General features: G+C 73.0%; 18 protein-coding genes. 17 read left to right on the top strand and 1 reads right to left on the bottom strand.

The window, feature by feature from the left end; translation table 11 throughout:
• Window positions 1-3 precede the first annotated feature (3 nt).
• The 13 genes from AB0P35_RS02575 to AB0P35_RS02515 are packed head-to-tail and all read left to right on the top strand — an operon-like array spanning window position 4 to window position 14,604.
• Entirely contained in the window at window positions 4-1,533 is a 1,530-nt protein-coding gene (locus AB0P35_RS02575; protein WP_363505756.1) for a right-handed parallel beta-helix repeat-containing protein, read from the top strand.
• A 1-nt stretch (window position 1,534) separates the two neighbouring features.
• Entirely contained in the window at window positions 1,535-2,839 is a 1,305-nt protein-coding gene (locus AB0P35_RS02570; RefSeq protein WP_363505409.1) for an O-antigen ligase domain-containing protein, read from the top strand.
• A 1-nt stretch (window position 2,840) separates the two neighbouring features.
• Entirely contained in the window at window positions 2,841-4,112 is a 1,272-nt protein-coding gene (locus tag AB0P35_RS02565) for a glycosyltransferase (protein WP_363505406.1), read from the top strand.
• A complete protein-coding gene (locus AB0P35_RS02560) occupies window positions 4,113-5,348 on the top strand; it encodes a class I SAM-dependent methyltransferase (RefSeq protein WP_363505403.1) in 1,236 nt (411 codons plus the stop codon).
• Window positions 5,345-6,169 carry a glucose-1-phosphate cytidylyltransferase gene (locus AB0P35_RS02555; protein WP_095871647.1) on the top strand — a complete coding sequence of 275 codons (825 nt, stop codon included), beginning with the start codon at window positions 5,345-5,347 and terminating at the stop codon, window positions 6,167-6,169. The genes AB0P35_RS02560 and AB0P35_RS02555 overlap by 4 nt, the downstream gene beginning before the upstream one ends.
• Window positions 6,166-6,813 carry a PIG-L family deacetylase gene (locus AB0P35_RS02550; RefSeq protein WP_363505400.1) on the top strand — a complete coding sequence of 216 codons (648 nt, stop codon included), beginning with the start codon at window positions 6,166-6,168 and terminating at the stop codon, window positions 6,811-6,813. Before AB0P35_RS02555 ends, AB0P35_RS02550 begins: the two co-directional genes overlap by 4 nt.
• A gap of 3 nt (window positions 6,814-6,816) precedes the next feature.
• Window positions 6,817-7,842, top strand: a complete 1,026-nt coding sequence (locus AB0P35_RS02545) for an SDR family oxidoreductase (protein WP_363505397.1) — start codon at window positions 6,817-6,819, stop codon at window positions 7,840-7,842.
• Complete coding sequence (locus AB0P35_RS02540; protein WP_363505394.1) at window positions 7,839-9,113, top strand: DUF4910 domain-containing protein; 1,275 nt, start codon at window positions 7,839-7,841, stop codon at window positions 9,111-9,113. The genes AB0P35_RS02545 and AB0P35_RS02540 overlap by 4 nt, the downstream gene beginning before the upstream one ends.
• Window positions 9,114-9,118: 5 nt before the next feature.
• On the top strand, window positions 9,119-10,450 hold the full coding sequence (locus AB0P35_RS02535; protein ID WP_363505391.1) for a hypothetical protein: 1,332 nt from the start codon (window positions 9,119-9,121) through the stop codon (window positions 10,448-10,450).
• A complete protein-coding gene (locus AB0P35_RS02530) occupies window positions 10,447-11,394 on the top strand; it encodes a glycosyltransferase family 2 protein (RefSeq protein ID WP_363505388.1) in 948 nt (315 codons plus the stop codon). The genes AB0P35_RS02535 and AB0P35_RS02530 overlap by 4 nt, the downstream gene beginning before the upstream one ends.
• Window positions 11,391-12,683: a polysaccharide pyruvyl transferase family protein gene (locus AB0P35_RS02525; protein WP_363505385.1), complete on the top strand. Its 1,293-nt coding sequence runs from the start codon at window positions 11,391-11,393 to the stop codon at window positions 12,681-12,683. The genes AB0P35_RS02530 and AB0P35_RS02525 overlap by 4 nt, the downstream gene beginning before the upstream one ends.
• Complete coding sequence (gene rfbC / locus AB0P35_RS02520; RefSeq protein ID WP_095871654.1) at window positions 12,680-13,237, top strand: dTDP-4-dehydrorhamnose 3,5-epimerase; 558 nt, start codon at window positions 12,680-12,682, stop codon at window positions 13,235-13,237. Before AB0P35_RS02525 ends, rfbC begins: the two co-directional genes overlap by 4 nt.
• The gene (locus AB0P35_RS02515) at window positions 13,234-14,604 is read left to right on the top strand and encodes a glutamate-1-semialdehyde 2,1-aminomutase (protein WP_363505382.1); all 1,371 of its coding nucleotides are present in this window, start codon (window positions 13,234-13,236) and stop codon (window positions 14,602-14,604) included. Before rfbC ends, AB0P35_RS02515 begins: the two co-directional genes overlap by 4 nt.
• A gap of 47 nt (window positions 14,605-14,651) precedes the next feature.
• Here the strand turns inward: AB0P35_RS02515 and AB0P35_RS02510 are convergent, their stop codons facing one another.
• Window positions 14,652-15,323, bottom strand: coding sequence for a phosphatase PAP2 family protein (locus AB0P35_RS02510; protein WP_363505379.1), 672 nt, complete (start codon window positions 15,321-15,323; stop codon window positions 14,652-14,654).
• Between the two features lie 768 nt (window positions 15,324-16,091).
• On the opposite strand from AB0P35_RS02510, the gene AB0P35_RS02505 reads away from it, so the two are divergent.
• From AB0P35_RS02505 to AB0P35_RS02490, 4 genes are all read left to right on the top strand, one after another.
• Window positions 16,092-17,477, top strand: a complete 1,386-nt coding sequence (locus AB0P35_RS02505) for a serine hydrolase domain-containing protein (RefSeq protein ID WP_363505377.1) — start codon at window positions 16,092-16,094, stop codon at window positions 17,475-17,477.
• A gap of 223 nt (window positions 17,478-17,700) precedes the next feature.
• Window positions 17,701-19,566 carry a peroxidase family protein gene (locus tag AB0P35_RS02500; protein ID WP_363505374.1) on the top strand — a complete coding sequence of 622 codons (1,866 nt, stop codon included), beginning with the start codon at window positions 17,701-17,703 and terminating at the stop codon, window positions 19,564-19,566.
• Between the two features lie 417 nt (window positions 19,567-19,983).
• Entirely contained in the window at window positions 19,984-20,250 is a 267-nt protein-coding gene (locus tag AB0P35_RS02495) for a hypothetical protein (protein ID WP_363505371.1), read from the top strand.
• 3 nt (window positions 20,251-20,253) lie between these two features.
• Window positions 20,254-21,531, top strand: coding sequence for a M14 family zinc carboxypeptidase (locus AB0P35_RS02490; protein WP_363505368.1), 1,278 nt, complete (start codon window positions 20,254-20,256; stop codon window positions 21,529-21,531).
• Window positions 21,532-21,623 lie beyond the last annotated feature (92 nt).

Genomic DNA, 21,623 nt, shown 5'->3' with positions numbered 1-21,623 from the left:
GGGATCACGAGGTGGCGCCGGGGGGCGTCGGCGGCGTCGGCGCTGACGCTGGCCCTGCTGGTGGCGACCGGCTGTACGAGCACGCCGGACGCCCCGGCGGAGGCGACCGCCACGCCGTCCGGGCCCGTGGCCGTGGCCGTGGCCCGGGTGTGCGCCGAGCCCGCGGCCGGGCCGACGAGCGCGCCGGCGGGCGCGGTGACGGTCGACCCCGCGGTGGTCGGTGATCTGGCGGCGAAGACCAGGAGCAACCCCCCGCACACCACGTTCTGGCTGCTCCCGGGCACGCACACGCTCGAACCGGACCGCTACGCCCAGGTCATGACCAAGGAGGGGGACACCTATCTCGGCGCGCCGGGCGCGGTGCTCGACGGCCGGAGGACCAACAACTACGCGTTCAGCGGCACCGCCCCCGACGTGACCATCCGCTACCTGACCGTGCAGGGTTTCGTCGCCCCGCACGACGAGGGCGTGGTCAACCACGACATGGCCGACGGGTGGGTGATCGAGCACGCGACGATCCAGCACAACTCCGGCGCCGGGCTGATGGCCGGTGCCCGCCAGCAGGTCCGCGCCAGCTGCCTGCGCGACAACGGACAGTACGGAATGAACGCGTACAAGACCGGCGGCCCCATCAAGGGCCTGCTGGTCGAGGGCAACGAGGTCGTGGGCAACAACACCGACGACTGGGAGCGGCAGCAGCCGGGCTGCGGCTGCACCGGGGGCATCAAGTTCTGGGCCGTCGACGGCGCCGACATCCGCGGCAACTGGGTGCACGACAACCGCGGAGCCGGCCTGTGGGCGGACACCAACAACAACGACTTCCGCATCGAGAACAACGTGCTGGAGGCCAACGACGGCGCCGCGCTGGTGTACGAGGCCAGCTACAACGCGGTCATCCGGAACAACACGATCCGGCACAACAACTGGGTCGAGGGCCGCAGATCCGCCGACCGCGGCGACAACTTCCCTTATCCGACCGTCTACCTGTCCGAGTCCGGCGGCGAACCACGGATCCCGGCCCGCACCGACAGGATCGAGATCGACCGGAACGTGCTGGAGGACAACTGGTCCGGAATCACCCTGTGGGAGAACGCCGACCGGTTCTGCAACAGCCCGGCCAACACCTCGTCCGGTGACTGCACGCTGCTGGTGAAGAACACCGGCCGCTGCACCCGGCCGGCGATCGCCACCGCACCGCTCTACGCCGACTGCCGGTGGAAGACCCAGCGGGTGGACGTCCACGACAACCGCTTCACGCTGAACCCGTCCGTCGTCGGCTGCACGACGAAGTGCGGCCGGATGGCGGTGCTGGCGAACTACGGCACCTACCCGGACTGGTCGCCGTACAAGGGCGAACCGGTGGCCGAGGCGATCACCGGCAAGCAGCAGAACCGCTGGCACGACAACACCTATGTCGGACCGTGGAGCTTCGTCGCCCACGACCCGAGCCGGACGCTCGACTTCGGGCAGTGGCAGGGCGCGCCGTACCGGCAGGACGCGGGCAGCACCTTCCAGCCGCGGACCGGTGGTTGAGATGGGACGGGACCTGACGCGCGACGGGACGCCGCACGGACCGGACACCACGGTCACGCGGCCCGGCGCCGAACCGCGCCCCGCCGGCCCGTCGAAGACCGTCGAGCTGATCTGGGGGCTGCTGATCCTCAACACGCTCGGCTCCGCCGGGGCGCGGACCATCGTCCCGCTCCCCCGCTCCCTCATCCAGATGGCCACCATGGGCGCGCTGGTCACCGCGTTCGCGCTGGCGCTCGTCCTCAACCTCCGGTTACGCATCCGGGCCGGCGCCTTCCTGTTCCTGCTCACCCTGCTGCTGGTGCTGAGCGTGATCTCCAGCGCGAACCTGGAGTCCGGGTTCGGCGCGCTGTTCCGCTGCTTCCGGCTGACGCTCTTCGTCAGCACGCTGTGGCTGCTCAGCCGCTGGTGGGACGGCAGCCCGACGTTCGTCCGGTTCCACATCCGGATGTACTTCGCGGTGCTCGTGTCGGTGGCCGCCGGACTGGTCGCCTCACCGGGCGCGGCCATGCCCGACCTCTACGGCGGACGGCTGGTCGGCGCGCTGTGGCCGCTCACCCCGCCGCAGATCGGACAGTACGCCGCGGTGATCATCGGGCTCACCGTGCTGCTCCTGCTGGACCGCCGGACCAGCGGGGCGAGCGCGGCGACGATCATCGCGCCCTCGCTCGTCCTGCTCGCGCTGACCCACACCCGGACGGCCACCCTCGGCCTGATCATCGGCCTGGCGCTGGCGATCGGCTCGCTCATCATGACCAGCGCCGCCGCCCGCCGGTTCTTCAGCTGGGCGGTGCTGCTGGCCACCGCGGTCGGGGTGGGCCTGAGCTCGCTGCTCCAGGCCTGGTTCCTGCGCGGCCAGAGCCAGGAGAACTTCTCCAACCTCACCGGCCGGGCCAAGGTCTGGGACGCTCTGCTGGCGGCACCCCGGACGACCACGGAGCAGGTGTTCGGGATGGGGCTGGGCGACAAGTCCTTCGGCGGGCTGCCGATCGACAACAGCTGGCTGGCCGTCTACAACGAACAGGGCCTGGCCGGGGTCGCCGTGGTGGCGGCGGTCTTCATCGTGCTGGGTGGCGTGGCGCTGCTGCGGCCGCCGTCGCCGGAGCGGGCTGCCGCGATCTTCCTGATCAGCTACTGCGCGATCGCCTCGTACACCGAGGCCGGGCTGGGCGACGCCTCGCCGTACCTGCTGCACCTGACCGTGGCCGTCTCGCTGCTGGCGGCGCCGGCCGTCCCCGCCCCCCTTCCGACGCCTGCTGTCCCCCGGCAGCGCACCGCGCCCCGGGCCCAGCGAACGGAGCTCACCTGACATGCACGTCCTCGTGGTGCACAACCGCTACGCCTCGGCGCAGCCGAGCGGGGAGAACAAGGTCGTCGACCAGGAGGTGGAGCTGCTGCGCGAGGCCGGCCACCGGGTCGAGGTGTTCGAACGGCGCAGCGACGACATCGCCACCCGGTCCCTGCCGGGCAAGGTGGCGGTGCCGCTGCTGGTGCCGTGGAACCCGGCGGTCCGCGCGGAGCTCGCCGCCAGACTCCGCGCCGACCGGCCGGACGTGGTGCACGTCCACAACGTCTTCCCGCTCCTGTCGCCCGCGGTGCTGGCCGCCTGCGCCGACACCGGCGTGCCCGCCGTCGCCACGCTGCACAACTACACCCAGATCTGCCCGCCGGGCACGCTGCAGCGGGACGGCCGGCCGTGCACCGAGTGCGTCGGGGCCACGCCGCTGCCCGCCGTCCGGCACGGCTGCTACCGGAACTCCCGGCTGGCGACGGTGCCGCTCGCGGTCAGCCTGGCGGTCAACCGGCGGCGGTGGTGGTCCGGCGTGGAGCGGTTCTTCTGCATCTCCGCGGCGCAGCGCGACGTCCTGTCGCGGGCCGGCCTGCCGGCCGAACGGCTGGCGGTGAAGCACAACTTCGTGCCCGACCCGGGCGCCTGCCGAACGGGCGCCGGCGAGCACCTGCTCTACCTCGGCCGACTCGCGGAGGCCAAGGGCGTGCGGCTGCTGATGGCCGCGTGGGACGAGATCGCTGCGGACGGCGGGGTGGGCGTACCGCTCGTGGTCGCCGGCGCGGGTCCGCTGGAGCGGGAGGTGACCGCCTGGGCGGCCGGCCGGGACGACGTGCGGTACGTCGGCCTGTACGACCAGGCCCAGTGCCGGCAGGCCGTCGCCCGGTCGTTCGCCGTGGTGGCCCCCTCGACGTGGCTGGAGGCGTTCGGCCTGGTGGTCGTGGAGGCGATGGCGGCCGGGGTCCCGGCCGTCGCCGCCGGGCACGGCGCCTTCGTCGAACTCGTCGAGGACGGGGTGACCGGGTTGCTGCACCGGCCGGGCGAGGCGGCCTCGCTCGCGTCCTGCATCCGCCGGATCACGGCCGATCCGGACGGCAACCGGGAGATGGGCCGGGCGGCCCGGCGCCGGTACGAGCAGGGCTTCAGTCCGGCCGTCGGGCTGGAGCGCCTGGTGGAGGGGTACCGCACCGCGATGGCGGCGCGGTCCGGCGGCGCGGACGGCGCGCCGCCGGTGGGGAACGGAAACGCTGGCTCGCGGCGGGGCACCCCGCGCGGGCGGGAATGGGGGCAGTAGATGACACGATGCCGACTGTGCGGCTCGACGGCGCTGGGGAGCGTCGTCGACCTGGGGGCGACCCCGCCGTGCGAGAGCTTCCTCGCGGCCGACGAACTGGACCGGCCGGAACCGACGTACCCGCTGCACCTGCGGGTCTGCACCGACTGCTGGCTCGCGCAGATCCCTCCGCTGATCACGCCGGAGGAAACCTTCACGCAGTACGCGTACTTCTCCTCGTACTCGACCTCCTGGGTGGAGCACGCGCGCACCTTCGTCGCCGAGGCCGTACCGCGGCTGCGTCTCGGCCCCGACTCCTTCGTGGTCGAGGTCGCGAGCAACGACGGCTACCTGCTCCGGCACGTGGTGGACCGGGGCATCCGCTGCCTCGGCATCGAACCGTCGGTGAACGTCGGCGCCGCGGCGCGGGAAGCGGGCGTTCCCACGCTCACGGAGTTCCTGGACCCGGCCACCGGCGCGGCCGTCCGCGCCGAGCACGGCCCGGCGGACCTGGTCGTCGCCAACAACGTGTACGCGCACATCCCCGACGTGGTCGGATTCACCCGGGGGCTGCGCGCCCTGGTGTCCGACGACGGCTGGGTCTCCATCGAGGTGCAGCACCTGCTGACCCTGATCGAGGAGAACCAGTACGACACGATCTACCACGAGCACTTCCAGTACTACACGGTCGCGTCCGCGGCCCGGGCGCTGGAGAGCGGCGGACTCGCGCTCGTGGACGTCGAACTGCTGCCCACGCACGGCGGCTCCATCCGGCTGTGGGCCCGGCCGGCCGGGGTGGCCGGCGAGCCGACCCGGCGGGTGGCCGACGTACTGGACCGGGAGAAGGCCGCCGGGCTGCAGGAGCTGTCCGGGTACACCGAGTTCTCCGCCCGGGTGGCGAAGGTGCGCCGGGACCTCCTGCGCTTCCTCGTCGAGGCGGCCGAGCACGGCGAGACGGTCGTCGGCTACGGCGCCCCGGGCAAGGGCAACACCCTGCTCAACCACTGCGGCATCCGGCCCGACCTGCTCCCGTACACGGTCGACCGGAACCCCTACAAGCACGGCAGGTTCACCCCGGGCACCCGCATCCCGATCCTGCCGCCCGAGCGGATCGCCACCGACCGGCCGGACTACGTCCTCGTCCTCCCGTGGAACCTGCGGGACGAGCTGGTCGAGCAGTTGTCCTTCGTGCACGCCTGGGGCGGCCGGCTGGTCTTCCCCGTCCCGGAACTCAGCATTGTCGAGGTCAAGCCGTGAAGGTCGTCCTGTTCTGCGGCGGTTACGGGCTGCGGATGCGCAGCGGAGCCTCCGACGACGTGCCCAAGCCGATGGCGATGGTCGGGCCGCGGCCGCTGATCTGGCACGTGATGCGCTACTACGCGTACTTCGGGCACACCGAGTTCATCCTGTGCCTCGGGTACGGGGCCCACCACATCAAGGACTTCTTCCTCAACTACGAGGAGACGACCTCCAACGACTTCGTGCTGCGGGGCGGGCGGACCGAGCTGCTGTCCACCGACATCGCCTCCTGGACGATCACGTTCGCGCAGACCGGCATCGAGTCGCCGATCGGGGAGCGGCTGCGCCGGGTGCGCCATCACCTGGACGGCGACGAGATGTTCCTCGCCAACTACGCCGACGTGCTCACCGACGCCCCGTTGCCGGCGATGATCGACGCGTTCGCCCGGCGCGACGTCGGTGCGTCGATGATGGTGGTGCCGCCGCAGTCCTCGTTCCACTGCGTGGACCTGGGCGAGGACGGCCTGGTGGGGGGCATCACCGCGGTGAGCGAGCTGCCGCTGTGGGAGAACGGCGGCTACTTCGTGCTCCGCCAGGAGGTCTTCGACCACATCCCGGAGAACGGCGACCTGGTCGCCGACGGATGCGCCGGACTGGCCAAGCACGGCCGGCTGGTGGCGCACCGGCACCGCGGCTTCTGGAAGCCGACCGACACCGTGAAGGAACGGGCCGCGCTCGACGACGCCTACGCCCGGGGCGACCGCCCGTGGGCCGTCTGGGAACGGGACGGCGCGGGCGCGACCGGCAGCGGCGACAACCTCGTGGCGAGGACCGGGTGATCCGGCTCGGCGCCGGGCGCGCGAGGAGGATCGTCGCGGTGGGGGCGCACTGCGACGACATCGCCATCGGCGCCGGCGGCACGCTGCTGACGATGTGCCTCGCGCGCCCGGGCCTCAGGGTCGACGCGCTGGTGCTCTCCGGCGGCGGCGGCGAGCGGGAGCTGGAGGAGCGGGACGCGCTCGCCGCCTTCTGTCCGGACGCCGACCTGCGCCTGACCGTGCTCAAGCTGCCGGACGGCCGGCTGCCCGCGCACTGGGACGAGGCCAAGGTCTCGGTCGAGGAGCTGCGCGGACGGACCGAGCCGGACCTGGTCCTCGCACCGCGCACCGAGGACGCGCACCAGGACCACCGCGGACTGGCGCAGCTGGTGACCACCGCGTTCCGCGACCACCTCGTGCTCGGCTACGAGATCGTCAAGTGGGACGGCGACCTCGGCCGTCCGACGGCGTACCAGCCGCTGTCCCCGGCGATCGCCGAGGAGAAGGTGCGGCTGTTGCAGGAGCAGTACCCCTCGCAACGGCACCGGCCCTGGTACGACCGGGAGGCCTTCCTCGGGCTGGCCCGGATCCGCGGCATCGAATGCCACGCGCGCTACGCCGAGGCGTTCGCCGTCACCAAACTCGTTCTCGATCTGGAGGGATGAACCTTGCGCGTACTGCTGACCGGTCACCAGGGCTACCTCGGCACCGTGATGGCCCCGCTCCTCAGCTCCGCCGGGCACGAGGTCGTGGGGCTGGACGCCGGCCTGTTCGCGGACTGCGTCCTCGGCCCGGCGCCCGCGGACCCGCCGGGGCACCGGGTGGACCTGCGCGACGTCACGGCCGACCACGTGGCCGGGGTGGACGCCGTGATCCACCTGGCCGCGCTGTCCAACGACCCGCTGGGCTCGCTGGCGCCGGATCTCACCTACGACATCAACCACCACGCCTCCGTGCGGCTGGCCCGGCTGGCACGCGACGCCGGAGTGCGGCGCTTCCTGTACGCGTCGACCTGCTCGGTCTACGGTGCCGCCGGCGGCGACGGCCTGGTCACCGAGGACGCCCCGCTGCGCCCGGTGACGCCGTACGCGGAGTCCAAGGTGCGGGTGGAGGACGACCTGCACGCGCTGGCCGACGGCGACTTCAGCCCGGTGTACCTGCGCAACGCCACCGCCTTCGGCTACTCGCCCCGACTGCGCGCCGACATCGTGCTGAACAACCTGGTGGGCCACGCGCTGCTGTCCGGCGAGGTGCTGGTGCTCTCCGACGGCACCCCCTGGCGCCCGCTGGTGCACGCCGCCGACATCGCACGGGCCTTCGCGGCCGCGCTGGTCGCGCCGCGGGAGGCGGTGCACGACAGGGCGTTCAACATCGGCAGCGAGACCAACAACGTCACCGTCGGCGAGATCGCCGAACAGGTCGCCGAGGCGGTGTCCGGCGCGAAGGTGGTGATCACCGGGGAGAACGGCGCCGACCCGCGGTCCTACCGGGTGGACTTCTCCCGGTTCCGCGCCGCGCTGCCCGGCTTCGACTGCGAGTGGACGGTGAAGCGGGGCGCGCTCGAACTCGCCGACGCCTACCGGCAGTTCGGGCTGACCCGGGACGGCTTCGAACGTCGCTTCACCCGGCTGGCCGTGCTGCGCGCGGCGTCCGACGCCGGCACCGTCGACGACACCCTGCGGTGGCGCCGATGACCACGGTGGGCGACCGGATGCACGCGCTGGTGGAGCGGCTGTACCCGCTCTGCCGGAGCATCACCGGCGACGGCGTGCGCGCCACCCTTGACATCGTCGGCGAGTACGTCCCGCTGCAGGTGCACGAGGTGCCGACCGGGACGCGGGTGCTCGACTGGACGGTGCCGCAGGAGTGGAACATCCGGGACGCGTACATCGCCGACACCGCCGGCCACCGGGTCGTCGACTTCGCCGCGTCCAGCCTGCACGTGCTCGGCTACAGCGTCCCGGTGGCGGCGACCATGCCGTTGTCCGAGCTGCGCGGACACCTGCACACCCTGCCCGACCACCCGACCTGGGTGCCGTACCGCACCAGCTACTACACGCCGCAATGGGGGTTCTGCCTGGCCCAGGAGACCTTGGACGCGATGCCGGACGGCGAGTACGAGGTGCGCATCGACTCCACGCTCGCGGACGGCCACCTCACCTACGCCGAGCACGTCGTCCCCGGGCAGGTCGCCGACGAGGTGATCGTCTCCTGCCACGTCTGCCACCCCTCGCTGGCCAACGACAACCTGGCGGGCGTCGCGGTGGCGACCTTCCTGGCGCGGGAGCTGGCGGAGCGGACGCCCTACTACACCTACCGGTTCGTCTTCGCGCCCGGCACCATCGGGGCGATCACCTGGCTGGCCCGCAACGCGGAGCGGGTGGGACAGGTCAGGCACGGGCTGGTGCTGGCCTGCGCCGGCGACCGGGGCCGGCTGACGTACAAACAGAGCAGGCGCGGCGACGCGGAGATCGACCGGGTGCTGCGGCACGTCCTGCGCGCATCCGAACGGCCGCACCACGTCACCGAGTTCACGCCGTACGGCTACGACGAGCGGCAGTACTGCTCGCCCGGGTTCGACCTCGGTGTCGGCTCGCTCAGCCGGACCCCGTACGCCGGGTACCCCGAGTACCACACCTCGGCGGACAACCCGGACTTCGTCTCCCCGGAGGCGATGGCGGACACCCTTGCGGTCTGCCGCGAGGCGTTCGCCGTCCTCGACCGCAACCGGCGGTACCTCAACCTCAGCCCGTACGGCGAACCGCAGCTGGGCCGGCGCGGGTTGTACGACTCGCTCGGCGGCCGCAGCGACGCCAAGCAGGCGCAGCTGGCCATGCTCTGGGTGCTCAGCCTCTCCGACGGCGAGCACAGTCTGCTGGACGTCGCCGAGCGGTCCGGGCTGCCGTTCGACACCGTCGCCGCCGCGGCCGACGCCCTGCACGGCGCCGGACTGGTCAAGGCCTGACGCCGATGACCACCGAGAGTGAGAGGACGACGACCCGGGCGGACCCGCCCGGGCGGACCCGGCGAGCCGCCGGCCGGGGGGTGGCCGGCCGGCTGTCCTGGGGGCTGGCCGACCAGGCGGTCTCCAGCATGACCAACTTTGCGGTGGGCGTCTTGGTGGCCCGCTCGCTGGGGGTGACCGCGTTCGGCGTGTTCAGCCTGGCCTGGCTGACCTACGGCCTGGTGCTCAACGTCGCCCGCGGGCTGGCCACGGACCCGCTCATGGTGCGGTACAGCGGCGTGCCGGACACGGTCTGGCGTGCGGCGGCGGCCCGGTCGTCGGGGACCGCGCTCGTCATCGGCTCCTCCCTCGGCGCCGTGTGCCTGCTCGTCGGGCTCGGCCTCGGCGGTCGGATCGGGCCCGCCTTCGTCTGCCTCGGCGCCGCGCTGCCGGCGCTGCTGCTCCAGGACTCCCGGCGGTTCGCGTTCTTCGCCGCCGGCGCAGGGCGGAAGGCGTTCACCAACGACCTCGTGCAGGGCGTCGCGCTCGTCCCGGCCATGGTCGTGGCGGCCCGTGTGAACACCGTGGCCGCCTTCCTGCTGGCCTGGGGTGCCGCCGCCGCGGCGGCCGCCGGGTACGGCTTCCTCCAGTCCGGCATCCGGCCCCGGGTGACCGCGGCCCGCGGGTGGCTCCGCGAGCAGCGCGACCTCGGCAGCCGGTACCTGGCCGAGAACGTCAGCCTCAGCGGCGCCGGCCAGCTCCGGGCGTACGGGCTTGGCGCGATCGCCGGGGTCGGTGCGGTGGGAACGGTCCGGGGCGCCGAGCTCCTGCTCGGCCCCTTCCTCGCCCTGCTGATGGGACTGTCCCTGGTCACCGTGGCGGAGGCGGCCCGGGTACTGAGGCAGGCACCGCACCGGCTCGGCGGGTTCTGCCTCCGGCTGGGCGGCGGGCAGGCCGCCGCCGCACTGCTGTGGGGCGCCGCGCTGCTCCTGATGCCGGACCGGATCGGCGTGCTCGTCCTCGGCGACGTCTGGCACTCGTCCTCGGGGCTCATCGTGCCGGCCACCCTCGGCGTCGCCGGCGCCGGCCTGGGCAGCGGCGCGGCGGCCGGGCTGCGCGCGCTCGCCGCGGCCCGGCGCAGCCTGCGCTGCCAGCTGTTCGCCTCCGCCTGCTACCTCGGAGGCGGACTCGGCGGAGCCGCCCTGGCCGGCACGGCCGGCTCCGCCTGGGGCGTCGCCACCGCGACCGCCTGCGGCTCGGCCGTGTGGTGGCTGCAGCTGAGGGCCGCCCTGCGCGAGCACCACCGAGCCCCCACCCCCGAAGTGGAGAACGACATCCCCGAAGTGAGGACCCCATGACCGCCGTACCCCGGTTGAGCATCGGGCTGCCCGTCTACAACGGCGACGAGTACCTCGCCGAGTCGCTCGACGCCCTGCTCGGCCAGACCTACGAGGACTTCGAGCTGGTCATCTCCGACAACGCCTCGACCGACGCGACCCAGGACATCTGCCGCCGCTACGCCGCGCGGGACTCGCGCATCCGCTACCTCCGGCTGCCCCGGAACATCGGCGCCTCGCCGAACCACAACCACGTGTTCACCGAGTGCCGCGGCGAGCTGTTCAAGTGGGCCTCGCACGACGACCTGTACGCCCGGGACCTGCTGCTGCGCTGCGTGGAGGCGCTGGACGAGCGGCCGGACGTGATCCTCGCGCACGCCGACCAGGCGGTCATCGACGGCGACGGCCGGGTGAAGGTCCCCTACGAGTACGGGCTCGCCACCGGCTCGCCGCACGCGCCGGAGCGCTTCCGCAGCATGCTGTTCGAACCCGGCGGCGACGACTTCTACGGGGTGATCCGGGCCGACGTGCTGCGCCGGGTCAAGCCGCTCGACAGCTACCACCATGCGGACCGCACGTTCGTCGCCGAGATCGGCCTGCGCGGGCGCTTCCACCAGGTGCCGGAGCTGTTGTACTTCCGCCGCGACCACCCCACCCGCGCCGAGCGGGCGAACCCCTCCAAGCGCTCCCGGTGCGTCAACCTGGACCCGCGCCGGGCCGGCCCGCTGCACCCGACGCCCCGGCTGCTCGCCGAGTACGTCTGGGGCTTCGTCGCGACGATCCGGCGGGTGCCGTTGTCCCCGACCGACCGGCGCGCGTGCTACGGCCACCTCGCAGCCTGGGCGGCCAGCCGGGCCCGGCCGGGCGCCGGCGAGCGGGTCGAGGACCGCGTCCCGGTCGACCCGGACCGGCTCGCCGTCTCCGTGGACGCCCTCGTCGCCGGGCGCGAGGGGAGGCGGGCATGACGTCCACGGACAGAACCCCGGTGCGCGTCGGGGTGTTCGGCCTGCTCGGCTCCGGCAACCTCGGCAACGACGGCTCGCTCGAAGCCCTGCTCGGCCACCTCCGCGCCGAGCACCCGGAGGCGGTCGTCGACGCGCTGTGCGGCGGACCCGAGGCCGTCACGAGCCGGTACGGGATCCCCGCCACCCGGCTGCACTGGTACCGCGGCGAGTACCGGACCGCGTCGCGGGCGGGCTCGATCGCGGCGAAGGGACTGGGCAAGCTCGTCGACGCCGCCCGCACCGCCGTCTGGGTGCGCCGGCACGACGTGGTGATCGTGCCGGGCATGGGCGTCCTGGAGGCCACCCTGCCGCTGCGGCCGTGGGGCTTCCCGTACGCGCTGTTCCTGCTCTGCGCGGCCGGCCGGCTGTTCGGCACCCGGGTGGCGCTGGTCAGCGTCGGCGCCGCCGCGATCGGCAGCCGGCCCACCCGGACCCTGGTGCGCTGGTCGGCGCGGCTGGCCGCGTACCGGTCGTACCGGGACGCGCCGTCCCGCGAGGCGATGCGGGCGATGGGCGTGGACACCGGGCGGGACGAGGTCTACCCGGACCTCGCGTTCTCCCTGCCGACGCCGCCGTCGGGCGCGCCCGACGGTCCGCCGGGCCCGGTCTGCGTCGGCGTCATGGCCTTCCACGGCGGGAACGACGACCGCGCCCGGGCGGAGGAGATCCACCGGCGCTACCTCGACGGGACGACCCGCTTCGTCCGCGCGCTGGTCGAGGACGGCAGACAGGTCCGGCTGCTGATGGGCGACGACGTCGACCGGCCGGTGGTCGCCGCGATCCTCGACGCGGTGGACTCGCCGCTGGTCACCGCCGCCTCGCCGGCCTCACTGGCCGACCTGATGAGGGAGACGGCCGCCGCCGACACCGTGGTGGCGACCCGGTACCACAACCTGATCTGCGCACTGAAGGTCGGCACGCCGACGCTCGCCCTGAGCTACGCGGCGAAGAGCGAGGCGCTGATGGCCCGGATGGGGCTGGGCGAGTACTGCCACCCGGCCCGAGAGGTCGACGCCGCCCGCCTGCTCGAGCAGTTCCGGGCACTGGAAAAGCAGTCCCCGGAGCTGCGGCGGACCCTCGCCGAGCGGAACCTGGCCGCCCGCCGGGAGCTCGACCAGCAGTTCAGCGCCTTGACGGCCGCCCTCTTCCCGGCGGCCGGCCACACCCGCGCCCGGTCCGACGCCCATGACCGGAACCGTGCCCACGCACACGACCGCACCCACGACCACGCCCCACGGGAGGCTCCATGAAGGCGACCGAAGTCCCGGCGATCGCCGGCGCGTACCTGTTCGAACCGACGCCGTACGCCGACGAGCGCGGCTTCTTCTGCCGCACGTTCGACGCCGAGGTGGTCCGCTCGGTCGGCCTCGACCCGAACGCCTTCGTCCAGCACAGCGTGTCCCGCTCGGTCCGGGGCGTGCTGCGCGGCCTGCACCTGCGCTCCGGCGCCGGCGAGGCCAAGCTGGTGCGCTGCTCGTACGGGAAGGTCTTCGACGTCGTCGTGGACCTGCGGCCGGACTCGCCGACCTACCGCGGCCGGGCCTTCTTCGAGCTGAGCGGCGAGACGCAGGTGAGCGTGTACGTCCCGGCGGGGTGCGCCCACGGGTTCCAGGCGCTGACCGACACTGCCGACGTCTCGTACCGGATCGACCGCCCGCACGATCCGGCCGAGGACGTGACGATCGCCTTCGACGACCCGGATCTCGCCGTCCCCTGGCCGCTGCCGGCCGTGTCGGTGTCCGAGCGGGACCGGAAGGCACCGAGCCTCGCCGAGGTCCTGCGGCACGAGGGGCGGCCGGCGTGAACACCCGAGACACCCGAGACGCCCGAGGCTCCCGAGGCCCGCAGAACGCCGATGAGTTCAGCCTGCCCCGGTCGCGGCGGGCGAACGAGAGGCTGCACGCGCTCGTCCCCGGGGGCGCCCACACCTACGCCAAGGGCGACGACCAGTACCCCGAGCACCTGGCCCCGGTCATCAGCCACGGCCGCGGCGCCCACGTGTGGGACGTCGACGGCAACCGCTACATCGAGTACGGCTCCGGCCTGCGGTCGGTCAGCCTCGGCCACGCCCACCCCCGCGTGGTCGAGGCGGTGCGGCGGGAACTCGACCGCGGCAGCAACTTCGTCCGGCCGTCCGTCGTGGAGGTCGAGGCAGCGGAACGCTTCCTGGCCACGGTGCCGACCGCCGAGATGGTGAAGTTCGCGAAGAACGGCTCCGACGTCACCACCGCCGCGGTGCGACTGGCCCGTGCCGTCACCGGGCGGCCGCGGGTGGCCGTCTGCGGCGACCACCCGTTCTTCTCCGTCGACGACTGGTTCATCGGCACCACGCCGATGTCCGCCGGCATCCCCGCCTCGACCACCGAGCTCACCGTGGCGTTCCCCTACGGGGATCTGGCCGCCACGGAGGAGCTGCTCACCCGGTACCGGGACGAGATCGCCTGCCTGATCCTCGAACCCGCCGGCCACACCGAGCCGCCGCCCGGGTACCTCGCCGGCCTGCGCGAGCTGGCCGACCGGCACGGCTGCGTACTGATCTTCGATGAGATGATCACCGGCTTCCGCTGGTCCGAGGCGGGCGCCCAGGGCCTGTACGACGTCGTCCCCGACCTCTCGACGTTCGGCAAGGCGCTGGGCAACGGGTTCGCCGTCTCCGCGCTGGCGGGGCGCCGGGACATGATGGAGCGCGGCGGGCTGCGCCACTCCGGCGACCGGGTGTTCCTGCTGTCCACCACGCACGGTGCGGAAACGCACTCGCTGGCCGCCGCGATGGCCGTGCAGACCACCTACGTCGAGGAGGGCATCACCGCTCGGCTGCACGCCCTCGGCGAGCGGTTGGCCGCCGGTGTCCGCGAGGCCGCCGCCTGCACGGGCGTCGGCGACCACCTCGTCCTCCGGGGCCGGGACAGCAACCTGGTCTTCACCACCCTCGACGAGGACCGGCGGCCGTCGCAGCAGTACCGCACCCTGTTCCTGCGCCAGCTCCTCGCGGGCGGAGTGCTGGCCCCGTCGTTCGTGGTGAGCAGCGCGCTCGGCGACGCCGACATCGACCACACCGTCGACGTGGTGGCCCGGGCATGTGTCGTGTACCGGAAGGCGCTGGACGCCGCTGATCCCACCCCCTGGCTCGCCGGGCGGCCGGTGAAGCCCGTGTTCCGCCGCTTGGCGTGACGTGATCCCGTGTGATGTCACGTCACGCGACATCACACGACATGACGTCAGCGATGCTCCCGCCGACCGACGTCGGCCATCCGGTCGACCAGCCACGCGGTCGCCGGTACCACCGCCAGCGCGGTGCACCAGCCGCCGAGGACGTCGGTCGGGTAGTGCGCGCCCAGAGCGACCTGTGCCCAGCCCATGGCGGCACCGGCGACCAGCGCGGCGGCAAGCACGAGCAAGGTGCCGGCCGTTCTGCCGGGGCCGAGCCCGTCCCGGCCCCGGCGGCGAGTCGCGAGCATCGCCACCGCGAGGGCGAGCGCGGTGGCGAAGGCGGTGTGCCCGCTCGGGTAGGACAGGTACCCACCGTGGATGGTGCGTCCCACCAGGTGCTTGAGCAGCGCCGTCGTCCCCACGGCGATGCCGACGCCGGCAACGATGAACACCGCTGCGCGAGGACGCCGAAGCAGCAGGCAGCCCGTCACCGTGGCCACGACCAGCGTCGCGGCTCCCACCGGCTCCCCCAAGGAGTCCATGGCCGACGCGACATGCCGCCACGACGGCCCCGCACCGTCCACCGCTGCCCGGATCCGCGCATCCACCGCGCCGGGCTCGCCCTCGTCGGCATACCGGATCCCGAGCACGACGACGACCAACGCGGCGAAGGCCGCGATCAGACCGAGCCCCACGCGCAACGCTGGGGGCAGCACCACGGGCGCCGGCCGGCCGGTCACACGCCCACCGCGTCCGGTCGACCTGCGGCCACGACGGCGGGGCGTTGACTCCGGACGATTCCGGTGCCCGTAGGTCCGGGCCCGCCAGGACCGGTGTGTCCCGTCAGTACCGCAGCTCCCGCCGGCAGCTCGGAAGTCGGGCACCGGTCGCCGACCGCTTCCACGGCCGCGGCAGAAGCCCGCACGTCGCCGAACACGGCGCCCGGCCCGCCGCCGGTCACAGTGCGTACAGGAAGGGCGTGACCCCGCCCGCGACGGTGATGCCACCGGCGAGCGTGTACCGGCGTGACCGGCTGTCCTGATGTCCGCTCAGGCTCCACCTCTGCAGGCATGGGCCGAGTATGTCAGCGGCTCACCGGCGCCGGCAGCCGTTCACGAGGAACAGCTCCACCCGGATCGAGTCGGAGGTCGGCGCACAGCGCCAGGCGTCGCGGAGGACGACCCGCTGGTCGCTCTGCCCGCAGAAGGCACTCTTGGTCGGCTCTCCCCCGGGACCAGCCGGGGGCCTGGCGTGTCGGCGAGCGCGGCGACAGTCGTCGAGGCGGCGTGCGGCGCAGCCACTGTGGCGGCCCCGGCGACGAAGGACTGGATCGCCGAGTCGCCCTGAGGACATTGCGCCGAGCGTGTACGGCAAGGTCAAGTCGAGCGTCTTGATGACGATTTGACCTACCGTCATCTCCACCGTTCGACCGGGCGGGCCGGTCCTCGGGGCGCACGGCCGATGACCCCTCCGGAGGACGAGGCGCAGCGGATGCGGCAGATGAGACCGTGGTGCCGACGGCCCGGGGCCGGGCCGGAAGGGGCGGGCACCATGACCATCGTTCAGGCTCGAACATCGCACCGGCGCGGCCGGTTGGGGACGCGGCTCGCGCCGTCGCCCTGGCCGGTGCCACCGTCGTCACGCTCGCCCCGACAGCGGCGGTGGCGGCGGGAGGGACGGGCGCACCGGTGTCCGGAACCGGGTCCGCGGAGGAACGTCGGCCCCGCGTCGACGGACAGCGGGAGCTGCGGGACCTCGTGGAGCGCGGGGGGATGACCGCCGCGCTCGCGGAGATCCGCTTCGCCGGCCGCCCCCAGTGGCGGGGCGCCGCCGGGACCGCCGACCTGGCCACCGGGCAGCCGGCCAGGTCGGACGGCCGGTTCCGGATCGGCAGCGTGACCAAGACCTTCGTGTCGACGGTCGTCCTCCAGCTGGTCGGGGAGGGCCGGCTCGGACTGGACGAACCGGTCGAACGGCACCTGCCGGGGGTCGTCCCGAACGGCGCCGCGATCACCGTGCGGCAGCTGTTGAACCACACCAGCGGCCTGTTCAACTTCACGGAGGACGAGCGGTTCCTGGTCAGGAACGAGGCCGATCTGCAGGACTTCGCGTACGGGAGTTGGCGCTACCGCGACTACCGCCCGCAGCAGTTGGCCGCGGTCTCCGCCGAGCACGCGCCGTACTTCGCGCCCGGGCAGGGCTGGCACTACTCCAACACCAACTACGTTCTCGCCGGGATGATCGTCCAGAAGATCACCGGGCGCACCTGGCAGCGCGAGGTCGAGCGCCGGATCGTCCGGCCCCTGCACCTGGACGACACGACGTTCCCGGGCTCCGAGACCGGCCTCGGTGGCCCGCACGCCCGCGCGTACCTCGACATGCCGGCGGGGCCGGCCGACATCACCCGGCTCAACCCGACCGTGGTGGACGCGGCCGGCAACGGCATCTCCACCACCGCCGACCTCGACCGCTTCCACGCCGCACTGTTCGGCGGGAAGCTGCTGCGGCCGGCCGAGATGGCGGCGCTGACGGACACGGTGCCGACCACGATCGAGGGCGCGCGGTACGGGCTCGGCGTGGTCCGGATCGACCTGGGCCCGGGCTGCGAGGCGGCCTGGGGCCACGACGGCAGCCTCCCCGGCTGGAGCACCCTGCTGCTCGGCAGCCGGGACGGGCGGCGGCAGTTCGCGCTGTCGCAGAACCCGTACGTGGGCAAGGACGACTCGGCGAGCGGGGAGGCGATCGGCTCGCTCGTGGTCAAGACGCTGTGCGGCCCGGGGACGAACGCGGGCACCGTCACGGGTTCCGCCGCCGGAGCGGCCCCGGTTCCGAGGACGCTCCCCCGGACCGGCCCGGACCTCAGCGTCGACGGCGGCGGCCCGGCCGCCCGCTGAACCCGGCTGAACCCCGTCGCCGACCGGCGATCGGATGGTGCCCACGGGCGCAGGGCAGTTGCGCACCCGGTCCACCGGAAGCCCGGCGCGCGGGTGGACGGCGGCCCTCCTATCGTGGAGTTGATCGTCCGCGGAGGAATCACCCGTGCCATGGGTCCGCGCCGGCTCCCAGCGCCACGTTTCCCAGCACTACAGCCCGTCACCGCACTTACGGGGAGTCATCATGACTACGCCCCGCGACTCCCGCCGCCCCGTCCCGGCCCGGACCGGCAGCGGATACCGCACCTCCATCCCCTGGCGGATCGTCACCAGCGCGTCCGAGTACGTCGACCGGCGCATCGGCTGGGACAGGCTGCCCGTCCTCCCGGGCCTGCTGACCCTCCTCGGACTGCGGGTCAGACTGCGGCAGGAGAACCTCCACGACACCGGCGGGATCCCCTCCGTCGATCCACCCGCCCCCGCACCCGCGTCCGCGAAACAGCAGGTCAACCGGACCGCCGACGGCAGCCACAACGACCTCGGCGAGCCTCGGATGGGCATGGCGGGCACTCGCTTCGGCCGCAACGTTCCGCTGGACCGGATCGCCCCGGCCACGCCCGAATCCGTCCTGTCCAGGCCGAACCCGCGCGAGGTCAGCCGCGCCCTGCTCACCCGGCACGAGCTGGTCGCGGCCGAGTCGGTCAACTCGCTGGTCGCCGCCTGGCTGCAGTTCATGATCCGCGACTGGTTCAGCCACGGTACGAGCCCCACCGACCACCCCTGGGAGGTGCCGCTCCTGGACGACGACCCGTGGCCCGAGCGGCCGATGCGGATCATGCGGACACCGGACGACCCGACCCGGGACCCGCACGCGCCCGCCGGGACCCCCGACACCCGCGTCAACGTCTCCTCCCACTGGTGGGACGCCTCCCAGCTCTACGGCAACGACGGGACCGAACAGCGCCTGCTGCGCACCGGAGAGCTGGGCAAGCTGCACGTGTGGGACAACGGACAGACCCCGTTCTCCGCCGACCCCTCGCGTGACCCCTCCCGCCTTCCCGGCTTCTGGCTGGGCCTGGCCCTGATGCAGGACCTCTTCGTCCGGGAGCACAACGCGATCTGCGACCACCTGCACGGCGCCTACCCGACCTGGGACGACGAGGAGCTGTTCCAGCGGGCCCGGCTCGTCAACGCCGCGCTCCTCGCGAAGATCCACACCGTCGAGTGGACGCCGGCCGTGATCAGTCACCCCACGACCGTCGCCGCGCTGCGGGCCAACTGGTGGGGCGTCGCGGGCGAACGCGTGCACCGGCTGTTCGGCCGGATCAGCGGGAGCGAGGTCGTCAGCGGCATCCCCGGAGGCGGCACCGACCACTACGGCGTCCCCTACTCCCTCACCGAGGAGTTCGTGGCCGTCTACCGCATGCACCCGCTCGTCCGCGACGACTGGCACCTGCGCTCCGCCGACGACGACGCCACCCTGCGACAGTGCACCTTCCGTGACGTCTCGGGTCCCGACGCGCTGAAGGTCCTCGGGACCCTGCGGACGGCCGACCTGCTGTACAGCTTCGGCACGCTCCCGCCGGGCCTGGTCACCCTGCACAACTTCCCGAGGTTCCTGCAGGAGTACCGGCGTCCGGACGGGAACCTGCAGGACCTCGCCGCCACCGACATCCTGCGCAGCAGGGAGCTGGGCGTCCCCCGCTACAACGAGTTCCGGCGACTGCTGCGGCTGAAGCCCGCGCAGGACTTCCAGGAGCTGACGGACAACCCGGAGTGGGCCGCGGAGATCGAGCGGCTCTACGAGGGCGACATCGAGAAGGTCGACCTGACGGTCGGGATGTACGCGGAGAAGCTGCCCACCGGATTCGCCTTCAGCGACACCGCGTTCCGCATCTTCGTGCTGATGGCGTCACGGCGGCTGAACAGCGACCGCTTCTTCACCAAGTACTACACCCCCGAGGTCTACTCCAAGGCCGGCATGGCCTGGATCGACGACAACACCATGGTCACGGTGCTGCTGCGCCACCACCCCGAGCTGCGGACGGCCCTCGCGGGCCTGACGAACGCCTTCGCGCCGTGGCACACCGCCGGAACGACGGCGAGCTGACGTGACTCCCCCTCGCGAACGGGGGCTTCCCGCCAGGCCGGTCCGGTTCACGCCGACACGGGCGGCCCTTCCCCCGGCCGGGCGCGTGCCGGGCGGCCCGGCGGCGCATCGGCGAGCCGTCGGACCGGACGCCGCCCGCGCCCCACGGGCTGCCGACGGCGGTTTACGTCCGGGGCCCGGTGTGCCAGGCTGAGAGAGTGCGTGGGTTCCCCGCACCCGACGGCGGGAAACCCGGCTCCGGTGGTCCGGAATTGTCACCGTCCGTCACCCGGCCCGGTGCGGGCCGGCGGTGACGCTGTGTGTCCGGGGCTCCGGTCGGCCGGGCCCGAAGCCGCCGCCGGACGCGGCGGGCAGTCCCGGCCCCGCGCTCACGCACCGCAGCCGTCGAGCGGGGCCGTCGGCAGGGTGGTGAGTGCCGTGAGCCTGGTTCAGATCGAAGGCTCCGAGGAGGTCCTGCGTGCCGTGCAGGACATTCCGGAGCTCCACCTGGTGCGTTCGAGCCTGGAGGCCCGTTCCGACTACCGGTACAAGGTCGCGGCGTACGCGTCCGACCAGGCGGTCGAAGCGGCGGTCGCGCAGGGTGCGCAGGTGACGGTGGTGCTCTCCTCGGAGGGCGTCGACGAGCACCACGCCCGGCTGTCGGCCGTGATCGGCCAGGGGTACACCGAGCGCGGGGAGGTGTGAACGATGCCCCCGCCCTACGCCACGCCGACCGTGCCGCAGACCCCGGCCCAGATCGAGGCGGCACTCGCCGACCTCGCGGCCACGTTCCCCGCCCTGTGCACGCTCGGTGAGTTCCCGAACCGCAGCGTCGAGGACCGGGAGATCCACTTCATCCGCATCGCGAACGCGCCGCAGAACGGCCGTCCGGCTGTGGTGCTGACCGGCGGGGTCCACGCACGCGAGTCCGCGCCGCCGGACGCGCTGGTCCACTTCGCGCAGAACCTCCTGGTGAGCCGCACCACCGGCGCCGACATCGTCTTCCCCGCGACGTCCTGCCGGCCGCTCCCGGCCGGGCCGACGGTGAACTACCCTCCGTTCACCATCCCGGCCGTCGAGGTGGAGCGGATCCTGAACGGCGTCGACCTCTACGTCGCGCCGCTGATCAACCCCGACGGCCGGCTGTTCGACCAGCTGAACCCGCCGTCCGACCCGATCGGTGCCGGCTGGCGCAAGAACCGGCGCTCCCACCCCAACCCGGCCAGGGTCGGAGTGGACATCAACCGCAACCACGACATCGCCTGGAGGTTCGAGGACTACTACGACATGGGGGTCTACCTGTCCTTCTACCAGGACGGCCCGGCCTCCACGGACAGCAGGGCGGAGACCTACCGGGGACCGTCCGCGGCCTCCGAACCGGAGACCGCGAACGTGCAGTGGCTCATCGACGACGCCAGGGCCACGTACTTCGTCGACGTCCACCAGTTCGGCCGCAAGGTCCTGCTCTGTTGGGGCATCGAGGACAACGGCACCGACCCGTCCATGAACTTCTCCTCTCCCACCTGGACGGGCAAGCGGGACGGCCTCCGCCCGGGCAGCCCGGGCCTGCCGCCGAACCGCCCCGACTATCGGGAGTTCGTCAGCAACGCCCCGCCGCACTTCGTGCGCAAGACCCTCGTCACCATCGCCGATGAGATGCGCGACGCCATCCTGCGCAGCGCCGGCGTGGACCCGACCGTCAGCACCGCGAAGCCCCAGCGCGCCCACTCCACCTACGACGTCGGCCAGAGCGCCTCGCTGTACCACCCGCTGGGCGGACCGGTCACCGGCACCACCGACGACTACGCCTTCCGCCGGCAGTTCGACGACCCGACCAGGGCACCGGTCTTCGCCTTCACCATCGAGACCGGGCACGAGGAGGAGTCCGGGTTCCACCCCGACTACGACAGCCCGCCCGGACACTACGCCAAGATCGAACGGGAGGTGCATGCGGCGCTCATGGCCCTCTGCAACTTCGCCGCCTGAGCGCCGAGTTGCCGGATCCGGAACTGATACCGGGGCGTGGGGGCGGGGGGGGGGGGCGCGGGCGGGCGCGCCCCCCCGGAGGCCCGCGGGAC

It is taken from the genome of Kitasatospora sp. NPDC085879 (assembly GCF_040686255.1).
Classification (GTDB): Bacteria; Actinomycetota; Actinomycetes; order Streptomycetales; family Streptomycetaceae; genus Kitasatospora.
This window is presented reverse-complemented; position numbering and strand designations above follow the sequence as displayed.

Bases quoted from the DNA above. Each gene is read 5' to 3' on its own strand.
- AB0P35_RS02535 (WP_363505391.1), top strand. From the start codon at position 9,119: ATGACCACCGAGAGTGAGAGGACGACGACCCGGGCGGACCCGCCCGGG.
- AB0P35_RS02570 (WP_363505409.1), top strand. From the start codon at position 1,535: ATGGGACGGGACCTGACGCGCGACGGGACGCCGCACGGACCGGACACC.
- AB0P35_RS02500 (WP_363505374.1), top strand. From the start codon at position 17,701: ATGACTACGCCCCGCGACTCCCGCCGCCCCGTCCCGGCCCGGACCGGC.
- AB0P35_RS02490 (WP_363505368.1), top strand. From the start codon at position 20,254: ATGCCCCCGCCCTACGCCACGCCGACCGTGCCGCAGACCCCGGCCCAG.
- AB0P35_RS02560 (WP_363505403.1), top strand. From the start codon at position 4,113: ATGACACGATGCCGACTGTGCGGCTCGACGGCGCTGGGGAGCGTCGTC.
- rfbC (WP_095871654.1), top strand. From the start codon at position 12,680: ATGAAGGCGACCGAAGTCCCGGCGATCGCCGGCGCGTACCTGTTCGAA.
- AB0P35_RS02530 (WP_363505388.1), top strand. From the start codon at position 10,447: ATGACCGCCGTACCCCGGTTGAGCATCGGGCTGCCCGTCTACAACGGC.
- AB0P35_RS02565 (WP_363505406.1), top strand. From the start codon at position 2,841: ATGCACGTCCTCGTGGTGCACAACCGCTACGCCTCGGCGCAGCCGAGC.
- AB0P35_RS02540 (WP_363505394.1), top strand. From the start codon at position 7,839: ATGACCACGGTGGGCGACCGGATGCACGCGCTGGTGGAGCGGCTGTAC.
- AB0P35_RS02525 (WP_363505385.1), top strand. From the start codon at position 11,391: ATGACGTCCACGGACAGAACCCCGGTGCGCGTCGGGGTGTTCGGCCTG.